Below are 18,074 nucleotides of genomic sequence, written 5' to 3' on the forward strand. Positions count from 1 at the left end.
CACCCCATGATTGTGGGCATGCTCGAAGACAAACCGGTGGAGGCACCGCACCCCGTTCGCCCGCTGCGCCTGGCGATCGTCGTCGGCGCCCTCGGCGTGGTGTTCGGCGATATCGGCACCAGCCCGATCTACACGCTGCAGACGGTCTTCAACCCCGCCGACCCGCACCCGGTGCCACTCACCGAGGCCAACCTGTACGGCGTCGTCTCGCTGATCTTCTGGTCGGTGATGCTGATCGTCACCTTCACCTACGTCACCCTGGTGATGCGCGCCGACAACCACGGCGAGGGCGGCATCATGGCGTTGATCACCCTGCTGCGCCGCGGAGCCGCGACCCGCGGCCACCGGACAGCCATCATGCTGGGCTTCCTCGGACTCTTCGGTGCGGCGCTGTTCTTCGGCGATTCCATGATCACCCCGGCGATCTCGGTGCTGTCGGCCGTCGAGGGACTCAAGACCTTGGAGCCGGATCTCAAGGACTGGGTGGTGCCGATCACCGCCGTGATCATCGTGGCGCTGTTCAGCGTGCAGCGTCAGGGCACGGCGGTCGTCGGCCGGTTCTTCGGGCCGGTGATGATCGTGTGGTTCGTCGCGATCGGTGCGTGCGGTGTCGGCGGGATCGCCGCGAATCCGGGCATCCTCGCCGCGCTGTCCCCCACCCATGCGATCACGTTCATGGCCGGGCACTTCCACATCGCGTTCTTCGCGCTGGCTGCCATCGTGCTGGCGGTCACCGGCGCCGAAGCGCTCTACGCCGATATGGGCCATTTCGGCCGCCGGGCCATCGTGGTCGGTTGGCTGGGGCTGGTACTACCGGCCTGCACGCTCAGCTATCTGGGCCAGGGCGCCCTGCTCCTGCTCGACGACAATGCCTACACCGCACCGTTTTTCCTGCTCGCCCCGCAGTGGGCCCGGCTGCCACTGGTGTTGCTGGCCACGGCGGCGACGGTGATCGCGTCCCAGGCGGTGATCACCGGGGCGTTCTCGGTGGTGTCCCAGGCCGTTCAACTGGGTTACCTGCCGCGGCTGCGGATCACCCACACCTCGGCCCGGGCCATCGGGCAGATTTACGTCCCGTGGATCAACTGGGTCCTGATGGTGGCGGTGCTCACGCTGGTCTTCGCTTTCGAAACGTCCGCGGCGCTGGCGTACGCATTCGGCATGGCCGTCAGCGGCACGATCACCATCACCACGCTGCTGTTTATGTATTACGCACGCCAGCAATGGAAGTGGCCGCTGTGGCTGCTTCTCGGCGGTGGCGGTGTGCTGCTGGCGGTCGACCTGATGTTCCTCGCCGCGAACCTCACCAAGCTGGTGCATGGCGCCTGGCTGCCGTTGGCGATCGCCGTCTTCATGTTCACCGTGATGACCACCTGGCAGCGGGGCCGCCACCTGGTGACCGCCGCCCGGCGCGAGCTGGAGGGCCCGCTGCGGCCATTCGTCCACGAGCTGGCCACCCGGCAGCCGGCACCGACCCGGGTGCCGGGGACCGCGATCTTCCTCAACCGCCACGATGACACCACCCCGCTTGCCCTGCGCGCCAATGTCGAGCACAACCATGTGTTGCACGAACACGTGATCGTGGTGTCGGTGGAGACGCTGCCGGTGCCCCGCCTCGCCGATGAACAACGCATCCGCGTGGACGCGCTCGGCTACCGCGACGACGGGATCGTGCACGTGCTCGTCAACGCCGGTTATATGGAACGGCCCGACGTCCCGGCGGCGCTGAGCATGCTGCCCGGCGAAGTCACCGAGGGCGGCATCGACCTGGACCGGGCATCGTTTTTCCTGTCTCACCTGGAGCTCGTGCCCGGCGAGCACACCGAGATGGTGGCGTGGCGGAAGAGGCTGTTCGTCGCGACGTCCTTCCTGACCGCTGATGCCGCCGGATACTTCAACCTGCCGCAGGACCGGACGATCCTGGTCGGCTCCCGAATGGAGCTCTGACGACCAAGTGTGATCTATGTCACTCCGAGTCTGACCGATTGATCTTGTGGGTAATTGCCTGCCAGCGATCAATATCGACCGAGAGGAACCATGATGGCTGACAGTGGACCCGAGAATGCCGTGAGCGGTGTGGTCGAGGACGTCAAGGGCAAGGTCAAGGAAGTCGCCGGCATCGTCACCGACAACGACTCCCTGAAGGAAGAGGGCAAGGCCCAGCAGGACAAGGCCGAAGCCGAACGCAACGTGGCAAAGAAGGAAGCCGAGGCCGAGTCCGCCCGCGCGGCCGCCAACGCCGCCGAGGCCCGCCAGGAGTCCGCCGAAAACGCCAAGTAGCACCAACTCCGCACTGTGGGTCCCGCCTGCCCGGCGGGACCCACAGTCGAGTGCGACACCGATTCGTTCGAGCGCGTCTCACCCGCAGCACGCGAATCTCCCAGAGCTTACGGAGCGGGAAAGCTCCATCCCCACGGAACGGCCCCGGTGTGTGCTCCCGGGGCCGTTCCGATATTTCCGTGCGATTGCCCCCGACCCGGCGCGGGTATGCGACGGCACATGGCCAGCACTGCATCCGATCCCGCGCCGCACGGCACCATCCCCTACCCGGGGCACACCGACCAGATGGACCCTCGCCCCCGCGACGAGATGTCCGACTACGTCGGCCGCGACCTGCTGGCCGGCAAACGTGCGCTGATCACCGGCGGCGACTCGGGCATCGGCCGGGCGGTGGCGGTGGCCTTCGCCAAGGAGGGCGCCGATGTGGCGATCGCCTACCTCGACGAGACCGATGACGCCGCGCACACCGTCGGGCTGATCGAGGCCGAGGACCGCCGGGGCGTCGCGCTGCCCGGCGATCTCGCCGACCCGGGTCATTGCCGGCAGGTGGTCGCCGACACCGTCGAGGCGCTGGGCGGCCTCGACATCCTGGTCAACAACGTGGCCTACCAGTCCCCGGTCGATGACTTCGCCGACCTAACCGCCGAACAGTGGCGCCGCACCTTCGCGGTCAACATCGACAGCTTCTTCCACGTGACCCAGGCAGCGCTGCCCCATCTGACCCGCGGCGGCGCGATCATCAACACCGCCTCGATCAACGGCCTGCGCGGCAACAAGACGCTGATCGACTACTCGGCTACCAAAGGCGCGGTCATCGCGTTGACGTACTCGTTGGCCCAGGCGTTGAGCGATCGCGGCATCCGTGTCAATTGTGTTGCACCGGGGCCAGTTTGGACGCCGCTGATCCCCGCGACGATGGATGCGGAGAAGACCGCGAGTTTCGGCGAGCAGACCCCGATGGGGCGTGCCGCCCAGCCCGACGAGATCGCACCGTCGTATGTGTTCTTCGCCGCCGGCCGCCTGTCCTCCTATTACAGCGGCGAGGTGCTGGCGCCGATCGGCGGGGAAACGCTGCCCGGCTGACCGCGGGGCGTCGGTACCGTCGAGGAATGACCGACAACCCGGCCGAGATCGTCGAAGAAGCCGCGCACCCGCCGCGTGGCACGCGCTGGCACCGCACCGTCATCGTGTCCGCCGTGCTGGCGCTGCTGTTCGGTGTCCCGTGGTGGACGCTGCTGATCGCCGGTGCGGCCTGGCCCACCCCAGTCGTGGTCGGCGGAACCGCGCTGTTCGTGGCCGCGTTGATCGCCCTGCCCGCCCTGCTGTTCACCGGGCACGGACGCCACCGCGACCTACCCGCGGCGTTCGGTGACGCCCTGCTGGGCGTGATGTGGGTGTTGTTCGTCTGGTCGGTACTGGGCAACCTCGCGCACCTGGTGCTGTTGGCCGCGGGTATTGAGGACCCGCTGCGGTCACGGGTGGTCGCCGCCGCGGTGCTGGCGGTATCGGCCGCGCTGCTGGCCTGGGGCCATGTCGAGGCGATGCGGGTACCCCGCGTCCGCCCGGTCGAGGTGCAGCTGCCCCGGTTGGGCCGAGGACTGGACGGGTTGCGGGTTGCGATGATCACCGACACCCATTACGGACCGCTGAATCGAGCGCAGTGGTCGAAGGACATGGTGGCCCGCGTCAACGACCTCGACGCCGACGTGGTGTGCCATGTGGGTGACATCGCCGACGGGACGGTGGAACGGCGACGCGCTCAGGCGAGCCCGCTGGCCGCGGTGCGGGCGAGCGCGGCGCGGGTCTATGTGACGGGCAACCACGAGTACTTCAACGAGGCGCAGGGCTGGCTGGACTACATGGAGAGCATCGGCTGGTCGGCGCTGCACAACCGGCACATCGTGATCCAGCGTGGCGGTGACCGACTGGTCATCGCCGGAGTCGACGACGCAACCGCGCAAGGTTCCGGATTGCACGGGCACGGCGAGGATCTGGCCACTGCGCTGGCGGGCGCGGACCCGGCATTGCCGGTGTTGCTGCTCGCCCATCAGCCCAAGCAGATTCCGCAGGCGGTGGCCGCAGGCGTGGACCTGCAGATCTCCGGACACACCCACGGCGGGCAGATCTGGCCGTTCAACGTGCTGGTCCGTCTCGATCAGCCTGCGGTGCAAGGCCTGAGCCGACACGGTGCGCGCACCCAGCTGTACACGAGTCGCGGAACGGGGTTCTGGGGTCCGCCCTTTCGGGTGTTCGCCCCCAGCGAGATCACCCTGCTGACACTGCGCTCGGTGTGACGCGTAGCACTCCAGGCCGAGCGAATCGTCTTGCGGTGTATCCAAACTCACACCCGTAAAGTTGCTTTACCCAGAATTAACACGGAGCATTGAGGTGTTGATCAGGTCGGGTGACCCCCGCTTGACGCACCAGTGAGACCGACCAAATGCCCTGTGACCCAGGGCACTCAAGGAGTGAGAAGAATGTCCCTCGCGCAGTTTCGCGACAACATGAAGCGCGCCAACAATCGGCGTCGCCTCTACGCGCGGATCAACGCAATGCCCGACTCGACGGTTCGTGAAGAACTGATCGCGGTGGCCCAGCGCTACGAGTTCCAGGACTCCGTCCGCTGATTTCGATCTCGACGATCGCGCAGACCAGAGCCGGTGGCCCTACAGGGCCCCGGCTCTGATTCATTTGTCGGCCCGCTGCCAGGGGTCGGCGCTGCGCTGTGACCGCGGCAGCCAGCCGAACGGGTCCGCGCTGTCGTCCCGGTATTCCAGGCTGACGTGTCCCCGGTACCCGCGCTCGTGCAGGTGCGCCAGATGGCGGTCGAAATTCACCGTCCCGGTGCCGGGTGCGCCGCGGCCGGGAGCATCGGCAAGTTGCACGTGCCCGATGCGGTCGCCGTAATCGTCGACGGCGGCGGTGATGTCGTCGCCGTTCACGCTCAGGTGGTACAGGTCGGCCAGCAGCCGTAGCGACGTCACACCGTCCACCTTCTCGATCACCGAGATCACGTCGCGGGCGGTCCGCAACGGATAGGCGTCCACCCCGCTGAGCGGCTCCACCAGAATCACCGCGCCGGCCCGCTCGGCCAGTCGGCCGATGTGATCGAGGTTCTCGGCCGCCACCGCGTCCTGTTCGGCGGCGGCGACGCCGTCGTGCCGGTTACCGTAGAGCGCGTTGAAGGCCTTGGTGCCCAACCGATCTGCGATCCCCAGGGCGACGTCGACGTTGTCGCGCAGTTCCCGGCGGCGGCCCGGGTCGGACAGCAGGCCACGCTCCCCCGCCGCCATGTCCCCGCCGGCGAAGTTCAGCGCGGCCAGCCGGACACCGGCGTCGGTGACCGCGCCGATGAAGGCTTCGACCTCGCTGTCGGACGGGACGGCGTCGTCGAACGGCCACCAGAACTCGACGGTGTCGAAGCCGGCGTCCCGGGCGGCCTGCGGACGCTGCAACAGCGGCAGCTCGGTGAGCAGGATCGAGCAGTTCACGACGTAGCGCGCGGTGTTCACGTCAGCCCCGCCCGACATAGGGCATCCGGCGCGCCATCACGGTCAGCGTGGGCACGTCGACATCCAGCGGCAGATCGATGATGTGCGAGATCATTTCCGCGACGTGTTTGACATCGAAACTCGCCTCGGTGAAACCACCGGTCATCTCGGTGGCGGCGTTCCCGATATCGATCTGGGTGACACAGATGTCCAGTTCCCGCAGGTCGAGCAGCATCGAGGCGGTCAACCCGCTGATCGCGTGCTTGGTCACCGCGTACGCCAGGCTGTTCGGGCGCGGGCGGTGCGCGGCGATCGAGCCGTTGTTGATGATCCGTCCGCCGCGCGGGGACTGGGCGGTCATGGCCCGGGCGGCCTCGCGCGCGCAGAACACCGCGCCGTCCACGTTGGTGCGCCAGACGGCGTGCCACTGCTCGTCGTCGATGTCGGTGATCGAGGCCGACGGACCGAAGGTGCCGGCGTTGTTGAAAAGCACGTCGACCCGGCCGAAGGCCGACACGGCTTGTTCGACCAGCGCCCGGACCGCGGCCGAGTCGGTGACGTCGGTGGGCACCACCAGCGCGCCCGGAGCACCGTGGGCCGCCTCGGTCAGTTGTTCGGGCCGCCGGCCGGCCAGGACCACCCGGTGTCCCGCGTCCAGAAGTGTCCGCGCGGTCGCGCGGCCGATGCCGGTGCCGGCGCCGGTGATGATGACGACTTTGCTCACGGGCCTGATTCTGCCGTGCCGCCGAATGACAGGGGTGCACCCGGCCTTTTCGGGTCCGACCCGTCACCGGATCACGCCGGTCGGTGCGCTGCGGTCCGACACGACGGGCGGATTGCTTCTCGCCCGACGTTGCCACGAAAGCCGTCCACAACGCCGTTTCGTCGCCCGGACAAGCTTTGCTGGACCGCCGCCGAGTGTGGTCGGGCGACCCGCCGGGATGCGTAGCGACGCCGCATGACGTTGTCGCGCACCGTATTTGAGGTGCGGCGCCGCCGCGGCTGGTAACGTCCTGCGAGTCACAAGCCCGGGCGAGGGGAAGGGTGTCTGGTCATCGACGTTCATTCCCCGCAGCACGCAAATGGCCGGTTCCGCGCAACCTACCCCGGCGGACGGACCGCACCGGGACGGCTCGCCCGCGCCTCCGTCGCGGCGGCGGTCGCCGTGCTCACGATGTCCTGCGCCGCGCCCACCTCGGAGAACGCCGACCCGTTCACCGTCGGCGGCATGCCGGTCACGGACGGCCCGTCGGGCCTGCGGCCGGGCGCGAGCATCCCGTCGCGCACGGTCGTGAACACCGACAACGGATCCATCGACAAATTGGCGGTAGCCGCCGTCAGCGATGTCGAGGACTATTGGAACGGCGCCTTCGCCGACACCTTCGACTCCCGTTTCACACCCGTCCGCAAACTGCTGTCCTGGGACGCGAAGAGGACCCGTTCCCCCGTCACGTTCTGCGGTGAGAGCACCGCCGGTCTGGTCAATGCCGCGTTCTGCCCGCCGGACAGCTCCATCGGCTGGGACCGTGCCGTGTTGCTCCCGGCACTGAAGAAGACGTACGGGGAGATGTCCGTCGGCATGGTCCTAGCCCACGAGTACGGCCATTCGGTGCAGTACCAGGCCGAACTGAACCAACCGAACACCCCGGTACTGGTGGCAGAGCAACAGGCCGACTGTTTCGCCGGCGCTTATATGCGCTGGGTGGCCGAGGGCGATTCGCAGCGCTTCAGGCTGTCGACCGGCGACGGGCTCAACGCCCTGCTCGCCAGCGTGATCTCCTTCCGCGACCCGATCTTCAGCCGCGACCGGGCGAAGGCGGGCGGCGGGGAACACGGTTCGGCCTTCGAACGGGTGTCGGCCTTCCAGTTCGGATTCACCGGCGGCCCAACAACATGTCGCGAGATCACCGTCGAGGAGGTCAGGCAACGGCGCGGCGACCTGCCGGTGGCGTTGCAACGCGGCCAGACCGGCAACTGGCCGGTCTCCCGGGAATCGGTGAAATCGGTTGTGGCCGCGATGAACATCCTCTTCGAGATAGCCGAGGAGCCGAAGTTGGTCTTCGACAGCGCCACTGCGGCCAAGTGCCCGGGCGTGCGAGCGACACCGCCGGTGTCCTTCTGCCCGGCCACCAACACCCTCGCGGTCGACCTCGCCGGCCTGAAGAAGCTCGGCGCAGCGACGTCAGGCCCGGCAGGCTTGACCGGTGACAACACCGCGTATTCCGTGCTGATCTCGCGTCAGATGCTGTCGTTACAGAATGCCCGCGGCCTCCCCCTCGACGACGCCACGGCCGGGCTGCGGACGGCCTGTCTCACCGGGGTCGCCACGCGCAAGCTCGCACGGGAGGTGCAGACCCCCGACGGCAACACCGTGGCGTTGACCGCGGGCGACCTCGACGAGGCGGTCGCCGGACTCCTCACCAACGGCATCGCCGCCAGCGACGTCAACGGAGTGGCGGCGCCCGCCGGCTTCGCCCGCATCGACGCGTTCCGGACCGGCGTGCTCGGCGATGAGGACTCCTGCGCCGACATGCCCGCCTGATACCCGGCACATCTGCCCCGTGTCGATTCTCGAACTGGATGTCTTTTGCAGCGACCCCGAAATGCCCCTGAGCTGCAGCTTTGCACCTTCGTCCGGAGAAGGCACAAGCGCTGTTGCCATCCGGATGCCGAAGTCGGGACGCGACGGTGTTCGCGGTCCGCGCGGTAGCACCAACAGGCGACGAGCGTATCCGAGCCGCTCTGGACAACTACTACGGGTAGTCGTAGCTTGTGAGAGGTGAGGGTGGGGATCGTCGGTGGCGGTTTTGCCGGCCTGGCAGCTGCCATCGCCTTTCGGCAGAGCGGTCAGGACGTTGCGGTGTTCGAGAAATCGCCGGGACCGAACCTTGCGGGTGGCGCTATTTCGTTGGCGCCGAACGCGCTTCGCTGCCTATCGATTCTCGGGGTTCGCAGTCTGCCAGCCACCGAGCCGTGGTCACATATACCGGCCACCGTGCGGTCATCGGATGGACGCGTTCTCGTCCGACGCACGCTCGCACAGTTGACCGGCGGAGATCACTACGCCACCGTGGAGCGCAGTCAATTGCTCACCTGGCTCACCGAGAGAATGCCCCCGACTTGCTTGCACTATGGCAGCCCAGTGACGGGCGTGCACGCTGACGGTGTCCTGGAGATCGACGGGACAGAGCAGCGTTTCGATCTCGTCGTCGGCGCAGACGGGACCCGGGGCATGGTCAGGAGAATGCTCTGGCCAGACGCGGACACACCGCACCCGACCGGCATAACCGGGTGGTCTTGGATCGTCGACCGCAAACTCGACGGCGGGTTCGGACCGATTTGGGGCGCAACAACCGATTTCGGGATACTGCCGTTGGTCGATGGCCGCACCTACGTCTACGGCGGAACGCTGAATCCAGGAAGCCACCTGCACGAGTACCGGCACTGGCCGGATCCCCTCCCGATGCTCATCGGTGCCGCCGATCCCGCTCAGATCGCAACTCCCACAATATTCGAGGCCCGACCGCCCCGTGATCTCCGGCGCGGCGAAGTGATCCTGATCGGCGACGCCGCCCACACCATGCGCCCTACGTTCGGCCAAGGTGCCGCACTGGCTATGGAGGACGCCATCACCCTTGCCCGGTGCGGGCCCGACGCCCTGGCGAAACGACGATCACGCATGCTGGCCCTCTACACCGCCTCCAAGATCGGCTCGCATTTCGCGACACCACGGGTGCCGATTGCCGAACACACCCGCAACCTCGCCCTGCGGCTGACTCCCGATCCGCTGTTCGGTCTGTTGGCGGGTCTGGTGAGCCGCTGGCGCCCGCCCCGCGCGCTCTCGGGCTACGACGGCCGGACCGTGCGCCCGTAATAGCGGCCCAGGTGCGTCACCAGGCGTCCGGGCACGAGTCGATGACCCGACCGTCGATGCTGATGGTGGCCGACCACCACCACACCGATCCGAGCATCTCCAGGCCCACCGACGGGAGCACCATGCCGATCTGCCCGGGTGTGTCCCTGTCGCTCGACGCCGCCAACCCGTAGCTGGCTTCCTGCCCGTCCAGGATCCTGGAGTCCAGTCGGATCGTCGAACCCGCGGGATTGGTGGCCTGCAACGTCCACAGCACCTCACCCGTGGGGGGTACCTCTCCGGTGTAGGTCATGGTGACCTGCGCACTCGTGCCCGCGCGGCCGGCCACCTTACCGACTCTCACACGCACGCTGCGCAGATCGATCGGGGCCCGAGGTCCGAACGACGTGCACGATGACACCGCGCCGGCGAGCACCTTTCCCGACAGCGGATTGACCGTTTTCGACACCGTGGCAGCACCCCGCGGGGCCGGCGCCGCACGGGGCAGGTCCGAGTCGGCGGCCGTATCCACCGAGCCGGCAGGTCGGGACAGTTGGACGGGCAGCGCAGGCGCACCCCCATACGCGGCGGCCACTGCCAAGACTGATACCGCGCAGATTTTGCCCCAGCGTCGGACGGCCGACATCGGTTACCCCCTCCCCAGGGACACCCAATTATCTGTTGAGTAAATTACGCCGGTTTGGCGGCTCGGACGCGGGAGTCCACAAAAATTTCCCGCGCAACAACAGATCCGGTTCGCTTCGCCGCGCCATGGTGGTCACGCACCTAGGGCACGCGCCGGGTCGTCAGGGGGCCCTCCGAGATATCACGGCGGAGTTGTTCGAGAACTGAGCGGGGGCGCAGCGGCGGGCTCTGCCCATGCGCCCGCTCAGCGAACCCGTCGACGATGTCGGCCACCGCGGCGCGCGACGTCCACCGCGGTCGCCAGCCGAGCACTGTCTTCGCTCGCGAACAGTCCAGCAGCGGCACGCTGAACATCATGTCCAGCCAGCCGCGATCGATCGGCTGCAGCCGCGCCCGCCAACTGATGTCGGACAGCCGGCAGAGCATCCTCGACGGGACGTGAATGGTCCTGGCGTGCAACACCTCAGCGATCATGTCGCGCGTCACCGGGAGGTCGGCGGCGAGGTTGAACGGCCCGCGGGCGCGCCGTTCGATCGCGCGGACGCAGGCGTCGGCGACATCATCGCTGTGGATCAGTGGGATGCACATCCTCCGGTCCAGTGGAAGTATCGGCAGCCACCCCACGGTTCGCATCGGGAGGTAGCCGGGTAGTGCGTAGCGCGCCAGTGCGCAGGCCGCGCTGCGCTGCACCACGGCGCCGGGCCGCAGCCGGGTGATCGGGACACCGCTGTCACCGTGGGTACGCTCGTAGGCGTCCAACAGCGCTTCGACGGCGGCCTTGTACCGACTGTACGGCGAGGTGGGAATTCCGGCGGTCGACCAGGTTTCATCAACCAGGATGCCGTACCGACCGGGTGCGTAGGTCCCCGACGACGACATGTGCAGCAGATGCCCGATCGACGCGGCGTGCGCGGCCGCCAGTACCGCCGCCGAGCCACCGACAGCCTGGCGCTGCGTATAGGCGACATTGCGGGTCGGCTGAAAACCCCAGGCCAGGTGGACGACGACGTCCGCACCGTCGAAGATCGGCCGCAATCTGTCCGACGCATCGTCGTCGGCGAGGTCCACGCTGTGCCACCGAACGCCCTGGTACACGCCCACCGGCCCGGGTGGCCGGCGTACGACGCCGATCAGATCGTGGTCCGAGAGGTCACCGAGGCGGCGCAACAGGGCGGTGCCGACGTTGCCGGACGCTCCGGTGATCACGACCCGCATGCTCAGTCCGGGAACGTATCCGGGTACGCGGGCGCCGCAGGCCGGCGCCGCCGGATGACGACGGCCGCCGCGGTGCCCGCGGCCGCACCGGTCAGGATCAGCGTGGGCCACAGCAGGGCCTGCGCGATGACGAACCGACGCTGCACCTTCACCCCGAACCGGGTGATCGACCGTGCCCTGCTGGTAACGCTCACAACGCTTCCCCCATCCCTAGTGGTCAGCTTCGGCGATACCCTCGTCCTGTCGGCGGGAAACGTTGTCCCCCGCGCGGTTCGGGTTGTCGGGTTCGTCGAAGCTGACATCCACCCGCTGGAATCCCTTGGCCTGCTGAGCTTCGGCCTGCCCGGTGTACATACGCCGGTCGGCGACGGTCAGGTCGACGTTGTCGGTGAACGGGGTCAGCAGCGCCCGCGGGTACAGCCGGTCCACGCGCACCGCGTTGAGCTGGGCGCACACCAACAGCGAGGTGGCCACCAGGTACAGGAACGCGAGCAGGCCCAGCACGATGGCGAACACGCTGTTGGTCACACTGGCCGACGCGACCACGCGGGCGACATAGGTTGCGCCGAACCACTGCAGCAGCTGCCACAGCACCGCGGCCGCCACCGCTCCGGGCAGCACCTCCCGGACGGTCAGTTCGCGCACCGTGGACACCCGGAATGCGGCGACGCAGACGGCGGTATTGAGCGCCAGAGCGGCGACCACCACGGCGCCGGTCCCGACGATGCCGAGGGCGGCCCAGCTCCGGCCGATCGCGGTGAGCAGGGTCGTGGCGATCAACGCCGACCCCAGCACGACCAACAACATCAGGCTGCGCAGCCGGGCCTTGATCGGATCGGGCCGCACATAGCGGGGCACCGCCCACACCGTATCCATGGCGTTCTGCACGGCCGTGCCCACGCCCAGGCCGCCGTAGAGTGCACCGGCGATGCCGATCACCACGGCGGTCGTCCCACCGCTGAGCGCGCTGGGCTCACTGAGCTGGTTGCCGAGCAACGGGAGCTGGCTGATGGCGGAGTCCACGATCTGCTCCCGCCACTCGGGTTTTTCCCGGAGTATCACCCCGAGGGTCGTGGTGAGCAGCAGCAACAGCGGGAACAACGAGACGAACGCGTAGTAGGTGATCAGCGCGGCCAGATAGTTGGCCTGGTCGTCGACGTACTTGTAGATGACGGCAATGACGAAGCCGGCCGCCCGGCTGCGCTGCTGCAGTCGATCCAGCCAGCCCAGCATCGCGTCCTCCCGCCGTCAGCGGCCCTGCCGCTGGCACGGGATACCCACTGCCGTTACGACACGAACCTGCGTACCCGATCGGCGTCGATGGGCGGCAGGTAGTCGCCGACGAGCTCGCGGCGCCACCACACCCGATCGCGAATCAATTCTGTCCCGGTGGTGAAGCGGTACTCGTAGAGCAGCGCGCGTACGTAGGTCGGCGGTCGGTCGGGGAATGGGTTGTTACGCAACAGTTTCACGATGTCGCGATTGTTGGACAGTAGGCCTTGCAGCAGTGGCCCGATCCACGGCCGCGCGTAGGACGGGGAGATCGCTGCGAACCACATCAACCAGTCCAGGCGCAGGTGATAAGGACCCCACTGTCGCGGTATCCGAGCCGGGTCCCCCGGCTTGCCTTTGAAGCCGTACTCGCGCCACTCGGTGTGCGCGGAGATCGCCGCGTCGGCGGTCCCCTCGATGGCCACCTCGTAACGGACCTTGCCGACGCTGCCGAACGCCCCGTAGGCGTTGACCAGGTGCAGCGGGTCGAAGGTGCTGTTCATCCGCTGGTGCGGCGACAGCAGATTGCGGGCCGGCCGCACGCTGAGCACCAGCACCAGGGCAGTGAACGCGAGGACCAGCACGCCGAACCAGGTGGGCACCGCGGTCGGCGCGTCGACTGGCGCGCGCACGCCCAGCACCGCGGCGAACATGCGGTCGTCGAGCACGCTGCAGGCCAGGATGATCGTCAGCCAGTTGAGCCAGGCGAAGTTGCCGGAGGCGACCAGCCACAGCTGCGTCACGATCATGATGGCGGCCGCGATGCCGGCCACCGGCTGCGGCGCGAACAACCCGAACGGGACGATCAGCTGGGTGATGTGGTTTCCGAGAACCTCCATGCGGTGCAGCGGCTTGGGCAGCCGGTGGAAGAACCAGCTCAGCGGTCCGGGCATCGGCTGCGTCTCGTGGTGGTAGTACAGGCAGGTCAGGTCGCGCCAGCAGCGGTCGCCGCGGATCTTGATCAGACCCGCCCCGAACTCGACACGGAACAGCAACCATCGGGCGAGCAAGAGCACCAGCAGCGGTGGTGCGGTCTCGTCGTTGCCCAGGAACACCGCGAGGAACCCGGCTTCCAGCAGTAGTGACTCCCAACCGAACGAGTACCAGGTCTGGCCGACGTTGACGATGGACAGGTAGGCCGCCCACAGCCCGAGCCACAGCAGCATCGCTGCCCACAGTGGCACCGCGTCGCCCAGTCCGACGACCATCGCCGCCGACACCGCCGCCCCGGCCCAGCACACGCCGGCGAAGAACCGGTCGGAGTAGTGCAGGTGGAAGATGCTCGGTTTGGCGCGAAAAGAACTGCGGGCCAGGAACTTCGGGATGGGAGTCATGCCGTTGCTGCCGAGCAGTCCGCGGAACTGCAGCGCCGCGCACAGGAATGCGATCAGATAGACCGCGGCGATGCCGCGGGTGAGGGCGAGTCTGCCCCACCACGACTCGGTGGCCGCGAGCCAATCCATCGGTCAACCTCCCGGCACGGTGATGACCATGATTTACGTCGTGGGTTCCATTGTCGTCGCCGATCGCAGCACGCGTCACCCGGGCGGGTAGGGCAATCCGAATTCGTCGGCCAGCAGGCTCTGCACGACGATCATCGCGGCCTGGGATCCTGCCGCGATCGCGCCGGCGAGATGGGGTTGTTCGGCGCACAGGTCACCCGCGGCGAACACATGGGGTACCTCGGTGCGATGCAGGGAATCGATGGCCAACACGCCGGCCTCCAGGCCGGGTGCGCACGCAGCGCCCAACTGTTCGGCCAGGGGGGAACGCTGCCGCAGGGGCGCTTCCACCAGCAGACCGTCGCGTTCCAGGCGGTCGCCATCGGCGAACCCGATCGCCGCCAAGGTGCCGCCGGAGCTGTGCAATCGGCCGACCCGGCGTTCCTCGACCTGCACCTTTGCCCGAGCCAACGATCGCGTCTGGGCGGCGTTCAGATCCGCAGGTCCATCGGTCAGCAGTACGACGTCCTCGCTCCAGCCGCGCAGCATCAGTGCCGCGTGCACCGCCTCCTCCCCCGAGGCCAGCGCGGCCAGACGTTTGTCCCGCATTTCCCAGCCGTGGCAGAACGGGCACTGGAACACCGATCTGCCCCACAGCTCCGCCATTCCCGGCAGGTCCGGAGGTGTGTAATCCATCCCGGTCGCGAGCAGGACCCGACGGCCGTAAACCGTCTGGCCGTCGTCGAGGTCGAGCGCGTACCCGCCGTCGACCGGCGTTCCGCGCCGCACTTCGCTGGGCTGGTACCGCACGCTCGGATAGGCGGACAACTCCTCCCGCCCCTTGCTGTACAGCTCCGCCGGCGGCCGCCGGTCGAAACCCAGGACCCCGCCCATGGTGTCAGCAGCGCGGTTGCTCTGCCGATCGGCGTCGACCACCAGCGTCCTGCGGCGGGCGCGGCCGAGGACCAGCGCGGCGCTCAGTCCCGCGGCGCCCCCGCCGACGACCACACATTCCCACTGGTTCACGAGGGCTGGGGTTACCCGGGTGCGGCGTCTCAAACGTCGCAGCGGCGGATCGGCGCAGGACGGATGGTTTCGGTCGCGATCGTCGATCGTGACCGGAACGGGACGCCTCCTGCCCTGGTCAGCACGTGGCGCAGGAGCCTGCCACGGGGGCGAGGTTTGAGAGTGCGCCCAGCGGGCATGTCTCCCGCCGTGTCTGGCAACGAGCGTCCACCTGCCGTTCTGTTCGACGTCGACGGCACCTTGGTCGACTCGAATTATCTGCACGTGCACGCGTGGTACCGCGCGTTCAGCGAGCTGCGAATTCCGGTGCAGAGCTGGCAGATCCATCGGTCCATCGGCATGGACGGTGAGAAACTCCTCGAAACGTTGGCAGCCGGAGTGAATGACGATGTTCGCGACGAGCTCAAGGAGTTGCACAGCCAGTACTACAAGCAGACGACGTCGCTGCTGTCTCCGTTGCCGGGAGCGCGGGAAATCCTGGACCGCATCGACTCGTTGGGATTGCAAGTCGTCCTGGCGACCTCCGCTCCTGAAGACGAACTCGCAACGCTACGTGCGGTCCTCGACCGCGACGAGCTGGTCTCTGTCGTCACGTCGGCAGGAGACGTGGAGACCGCGAAGCCCGAACCCGACATCGTCCAGATTGCTTTGGGCAGAGCCGAAGTCAGTCCGCAGCGCGCCGTGTTTGTCGGTGATGCCGTGTGGGACGCCCAGGCCGGCGTGGCAGCCGGGGTGACATGTATCGGCGTTCTCAGCGGTGGCGTCTCCCGCAGCGAACTCGAGCAAGCCGGCGCCACCGTCGTGTTCGACAACGCCCTCGACCTCTGCGAGCGCCTCACGGAAAGCCCCGTGCAACACCTGATCGAACTGCTCTGACTGTTAAGACGACAGCCGCCGTCGGGACAGGCATACTCAGCGGTCTGACCTTCGAGGTGCGATGAACAACCGAGTGCAGGTGCGCCGCATTTACGATGCTCCGCTGCCCGACGACGGTGTCCGGGTTCTGGTGGACCGACTGTGGCCTCGCGGCGTAAGCAAGAGTCGAGCGCACCTCGACGAGTGGTGCAAACAGGTAGCACCATCATCGGGGCTGCGCACCTGGTATCACCACGACCCCGACCTGTTCCAGGAATTCAGCCGGCGGTACGCCGCCGAGTTGAACGATCCGGAGCCGGCAGCCGCTTTGGCCCATCTGAAGGAACTGGCCGCCGAGGGACCACTCACGCTCCTCACCGCTACCAAGCGTCCCGAGATCAGCGAGGCCGCCGTCCTCGCCGCGATCTTGACAGGCTCCTGACGGTCGACGACGTCTTGGGTCCACCACCCCGCGGCATGGCCCGCGCCTTCTATACTTGCGTGCTATTATCTAGAGCACGATGCAATCTAGCGCTAGAGACCTCGGCCTCCCCCAGGTCACCGGTCGATCCAACGACTTGGGTCAGCAATTGTCGTTCGCCCTGTACGGAGCCGCGAACCGGATGATCCGGCAGCACAAGCCCATCCTTGAACCGATGGGGCTGACGTTTCCGCAGTATCTCGTCATCCTGGCGTTGCTCGACGGCGCACCCCAGACCGTGGGTGCGCTCGGTGGCCGCCTGGACATGGACACCGGCACTATCACTCCCCTGGTCAAGCGCCTGGAAGCGGCCGGCATGGTGACACGCGTCCGCGACCGGGCCGACGAACGTCGGGTGTTGGTCGACCTGACCGATGCGGGTCAGGCGCTGGAGTCCGAGGTACGTAGCGTCGCCGGTCGGATCGAATCTGCGTGTCAGCTCACCGAGAACGATATCGAGGAGCTCCGCCGCACGCTCGAAACACTCGCCCACCCGCCAGGCGAGTGACGACGGCTGTCCGGCCCAGCCGAGCGATCTCATGTGCGCCGCCACCGCAACAGTTTTCGGGCCTACGGGGCACACCAATTGAGGAACTGAGGTCAACAGCAATGGCAAGAACATCCACCGGGCTCACGTTTCCGGCCAAGGTCGGCGTGTGGTGGAACAGTGAACCCTGGCCGATACGTGAGGCGCAGGACATCGCCCGCGAGATCGAGGCCATGGGATTCGGCTCGCTGTTCATGCCCGAAGGTGGCGGCAAGGACGCGTTGATCGAGTCGGCAGCCTTCCTGGCTGCCACCGATCGGCTGGTGGTCGGCACGGGCATCGCCAACATTCACTTCCGGATCCCCGTGCCCGCAGAGACCGGTGCTCGTACCCTCGCGGCGCTGCACCCGGGCCGGTTCGTGCTAGGCCTCGGCGTAAGCCACGCCCCATATGTGGAGAACGCGTTACGAGGCGCCTACAGCAAGCCGCTGGCGACGATGCGGACCTACCTGGAGCGGATGAACGAGGTTCCCGACGAGGTGGAGGCGGGTGCCAAAGCCACCCGCCTGCTGGCCGCCCTGGGACCCAAGATGATCGAGCTCTCGGGAGAGCTGGCCGACGGCGCACACCCCTATCTGGTCACCCCGGAGCAGACGAAGAACACCCGCGAAATTCTCGGTCCCGACGCCTGGGTGGTGGCCGAACAGGCCGTGGCGATCGGCGGGGACGCCGAGGACCAGCTACGCCGGGCGCACCACCACCTGGATCCCTACTCACGGCTGAAGAACTACCAGAACTCGTGGCTGCGACAAGGTTTCGACGAGTCGGACATAGTGGTCGGTGGGTCCGAACGGCTGGCCCGCGCCCTGGTGGGCATGGGTTCCGCCGAGGACGCAGCCGCCTCGCTCACCGCTCACCTCGACGCCGGGGCCGACCACGTCGTGGTGCAGATCGTCGGCGACGGAGCCAGTTCCGACCCGCGCCCGGCGCTGCGGGCACTGGCCTCAGCATTGAGCCTCTGAGCCGC

At 67.6% G+C, this 18,074-nt stretch carries 20 protein-coding genes; 11 read left to right on the forward strand and 9 right to left on the reverse strand.

Annotation, left to right across the window (positions count from 1 at the left end):
- Positions 1-18: 18 nt before the first annotated feature.
- From V4U86_RS19780 to V4U86_RS19800, 5 genes are all read left to right on the forward strand, one after another.
- Complete coding sequence (locus V4U86_RS19780; protein ID WP_395307633.1) at positions 19-1,947, forward strand: potassium transporter Kup; 1,929 nt, start codon at positions 19-21, stop codon at positions 1,945-1,947.
- Between the two features lie 93 nt (positions 1,948-2,040).
- Complete coding sequence (locus V4U86_RS19785) at positions 2,041-2,280, forward strand: CsbD family protein (RefSeq protein ID WP_395307634.1); 240 nt, start codon at positions 2,041-2,043, stop codon at positions 2,278-2,280.
- A 219-nt stretch (positions 2,281-2,499) separates the two neighbouring features.
- Positions 2,500-3,363 carry an SDR family oxidoreductase gene (locus V4U86_RS19790; RefSeq protein ID WP_395307635.1) on the forward strand — a complete coding sequence of 288 codons (864 nt, stop codon included), beginning with the start codon at positions 2,500-2,502 and terminating at the stop codon, positions 3,361-3,363.
- 26 nt (positions 3,364-3,389) lie between these two features.
- The gene (locus V4U86_RS19795) at positions 3,390-4,574 is read left to right on the forward strand and encodes a metallophosphoesterase (RefSeq protein WP_395307636.1); all 1,185 of its coding nucleotides are present in this window, start codon (positions 3,390-3,392) and stop codon (positions 4,572-4,574) included.
- A gap of 183 nt (positions 4,575-4,757) precedes the next feature.
- The gene (locus V4U86_RS19800) at positions 4,758-4,907 is read left to right on the forward strand and encodes a hypothetical protein (protein ID WP_395307637.1); all 150 of its coding nucleotides are present in this window, start codon (positions 4,758-4,760) and stop codon (positions 4,905-4,907) included.
- Positions 4,908-4,967: 60 nt separating this feature from the next.
- On the opposite strand, the gene V4U86_RS19805 is transcribed toward V4U86_RS19800, so the two are convergent.
- The 3 genes from V4U86_RS19805 to V4U86_RS19815 all read right to left on the reverse strand — a co-directional run bounded on the left by V4U86_RS19805 (position 4,968) and on the right by V4U86_RS19815 (position 7,010).
- Entirely contained in the window at positions 4,968-5,792 is an 825-nt protein-coding gene (locus V4U86_RS19805) for a hydroxypyruvate isomerase family protein (RefSeq protein WP_395307638.1), read from the reverse strand.
- A 1-nt stretch (position 5,793) separates the two neighbouring features.
- Positions 5,794-6,504 carry an SDR family oxidoreductase gene (locus tag V4U86_RS19810; RefSeq protein ID WP_395312123.1) on the reverse strand — a complete coding sequence of 237 codons (711 nt, stop codon included), beginning with the start codon at positions 6,502-6,504 and terminating at the stop codon, positions 5,794-5,796.
- Positions 6,505-6,872: 368 nt separating this feature from the next.
- Positions 6,873-7,010, reverse strand: coding sequence for a hypothetical protein (locus V4U86_RS19815; protein WP_395312280.1), 138 nt, complete (start codon positions 7,008-7,010; stop codon positions 6,873-6,875).
- Here V4U86_RS19815 and V4U86_RS19820 point away from each other — a divergent pair.
- Both V4U86_RS19820 and V4U86_RS19825 read left to right on the forward strand, forming a co-directional pair.
- Positions 6,946-8,313 carry a neutral zinc metallopeptidase gene (locus V4U86_RS19820; RefSeq protein ID WP_395312124.1) on the forward strand — a complete coding sequence of 456 codons (1,368 nt, stop codon included), beginning with the start codon at positions 6,946-6,948 and terminating at the stop codon, positions 8,311-8,313. The two genes, V4U86_RS19815 and V4U86_RS19820, sit on opposite strands and share 65 nt — an antisense overlap.
- A gap of 243 nt (positions 8,314-8,556) precedes the next feature.
- Complete coding sequence (locus tag V4U86_RS19825) at positions 8,557-9,645, forward strand: FAD-dependent oxidoreductase (RefSeq protein ID WP_395307639.1); 1,089 nt, start codon at positions 8,557-8,559, stop codon at positions 9,643-9,645.
- Between the two features lie 16 nt (positions 9,646-9,661).
- On the opposite strand, the gene V4U86_RS19830 is transcribed toward V4U86_RS19825, so the two are convergent.
- From V4U86_RS19830 to V4U86_RS19855, 6 genes are all read right to left on the reverse strand, one after another.
- The gene (locus tag V4U86_RS19830; protein WP_395307640.1) at positions 9,662-10,093 is read right to left on the reverse strand and encodes a hypothetical protein; all 432 of its coding nucleotides are present in this window, start codon (positions 10,091-10,093) and stop codon (positions 9,662-9,664) included.
- 317 nt (positions 10,094-10,410) lie between these two features.
- Complete coding sequence (locus tag V4U86_RS19835) at positions 10,411-11,490, reverse strand: NAD-dependent epimerase/dehydratase family protein (protein ID WP_395312125.1); 1,080 nt, start codon at positions 11,488-11,490, stop codon at positions 10,411-10,413.
- Complete coding sequence (locus V4U86_RS19840) at positions 11,487-11,678, reverse strand: hypothetical protein (protein ID WP_395307641.1); 192 nt, start codon at positions 11,676-11,678, stop codon at positions 11,487-11,489. The genes V4U86_RS19835 and V4U86_RS19840 overlap by 4 nt, the downstream gene beginning before the upstream one ends.
- Positions 11,679-11,694: 16 nt before the next feature.
- Positions 11,695-12,717 carry a YihY/virulence factor BrkB family protein gene (locus V4U86_RS19845; protein WP_395307642.1) on the reverse strand — a complete coding sequence of 341 codons (1,023 nt, stop codon included), beginning with the start codon at positions 12,715-12,717 and terminating at the stop codon, positions 11,695-11,697.
- Positions 12,718-12,770: 53 nt separating this feature from the next.
- Complete coding sequence (locus V4U86_RS19850) at positions 12,771-14,219, reverse strand: lipase maturation factor family protein (protein WP_395307643.1); 1,449 nt, start codon at positions 14,217-14,219, stop codon at positions 12,771-12,773.
- Between the two features lie 75 nt (positions 14,220-14,294).
- Positions 14,295-15,224: an NAD(P)/FAD-dependent oxidoreductase gene (locus V4U86_RS19855; RefSeq protein WP_395307644.1), complete on the reverse strand. Its 930-nt coding sequence runs from the start codon at positions 15,222-15,224 to the stop codon at positions 14,295-14,297.
- A 189-nt stretch (positions 15,225-15,413) separates the two neighbouring features.
- Here V4U86_RS19855 and V4U86_RS19860 point away from each other — a divergent pair, with 189 nt between their 5' ends.
- The 4 genes from V4U86_RS19860 (at position 15,414) to V4U86_RS19875 (ending at position 18,069) form a co-directional block, all read left to right on the forward strand.
- A complete protein-coding gene (locus V4U86_RS19860; RefSeq protein ID WP_395307645.1) occupies positions 15,414-16,100 on the forward strand; it encodes an HAD family hydrolase in 687 nt (228 codons plus the stop codon).
- Positions 16,101-16,161: 61 nt separating this feature from the next.
- On the forward strand, positions 16,162-16,521 hold the full coding sequence (locus V4U86_RS19865; RefSeq protein ID WP_395307646.1) for a DUF488 domain-containing protein: 360 nt from the start codon (positions 16,162-16,164) through the stop codon (positions 16,519-16,521).
- Positions 16,522-16,735: 214 nt separating this feature from the next.
- Entirely contained in the window at positions 16,736-17,068 is a 333-nt protein-coding gene (locus V4U86_RS19870) for a MarR family winged helix-turn-helix transcriptional regulator (protein ID WP_395307647.1), read from the forward strand.
- A 101-nt stretch (positions 17,069-17,169) separates the two neighbouring features.
- On the forward strand, positions 17,170-18,069 hold the full coding sequence (locus tag V4U86_RS19875; protein ID WP_395307648.1) for a TIGR03620 family F420-dependent LLM class oxidoreductase: 900 nt from the start codon (positions 17,170-17,172) through the stop codon (positions 18,067-18,069).
- The last annotated feature ends 5 nt before the right edge of the window (positions 18,070-18,074 follow it).

The organism is Mycobacterium sp. AMU20-3851, assembly GCF_043974665.1.
In the GTDB taxonomy this organism is placed as follows: Bacteria; Actinomycetota; Actinomycetes; order Mycobacteriales; family Mycobacteriaceae; genus Mycobacterium.

Coding starts and splice junctions, on each gene's coding strand:
- V4U86_RS19845 (WP_395307642.1), bottom strand. CDS start 12,717: ATGCTGGGCTGGCTGGATCGACTGCAGCAGCGCAGCCGGGCGGCCGGC.
- V4U86_RS19870 (WP_395307647.1), top strand. CDS start 16,736: ATGGGGCTGACGTTTCCGCAGTATCTCGTCATCCTGGCGTTGCTCGAC.
- V4U86_RS19790 (WP_395307635.1), top strand. CDS start 2,500: ATGGCCAGCACTGCATCCGATCCCGCGCCGCACGGCACCATCCCCTAC.
- V4U86_RS19850 (WP_395307643.1), bottom strand. CDS start 14,219: ATGGATTGGCTCGCGGCCACCGAGTCGTGGTGGGGCAGACTCGCCCTC.
- V4U86_RS19780 (WP_395307633.1), top strand. CDS start 19: ATGCTCGAAGACAAACCGGTGGAGGCACCGCACCCCGTTCGCCCGCTG.
- V4U86_RS19820 (WP_395312124.1), top strand. CDS start 6,946: ATGTCCTGCGCCGCGCCCACCTCGGAGAACGCCGACCCGTTCACCGTC.
- V4U86_RS19785 (WP_395307634.1), top strand. CDS start 2,041: ATGGCTGACAGTGGACCCGAGAATGCCGTGAGCGGTGTGGTCGAGGAC.
- V4U86_RS19865 (WP_395307646.1), top strand. CDS start 16,162: ATGAACAACCGAGTGCAGGTGCGCCGCATTTACGATGCTCCGCTGCCC.
- V4U86_RS19875 (WP_395307648.1), top strand. CDS start 17,170: ATGGCAAGAACATCCACCGGGCTCACGTTTCCGGCCAAGGTCGGCGTG.
- V4U86_RS19795 (WP_395307636.1), top strand. CDS start 3,390: ATGACCGACAACCCGGCCGAGATCGTCGAAGAAGCCGCGCACCCGCCG.
- V4U86_RS19800 (WP_395307637.1), top strand. CDS start 4,758: ATGTCCCTCGCGCAGTTTCGCGACAACATGAAGCGCGCCAACAATCGG.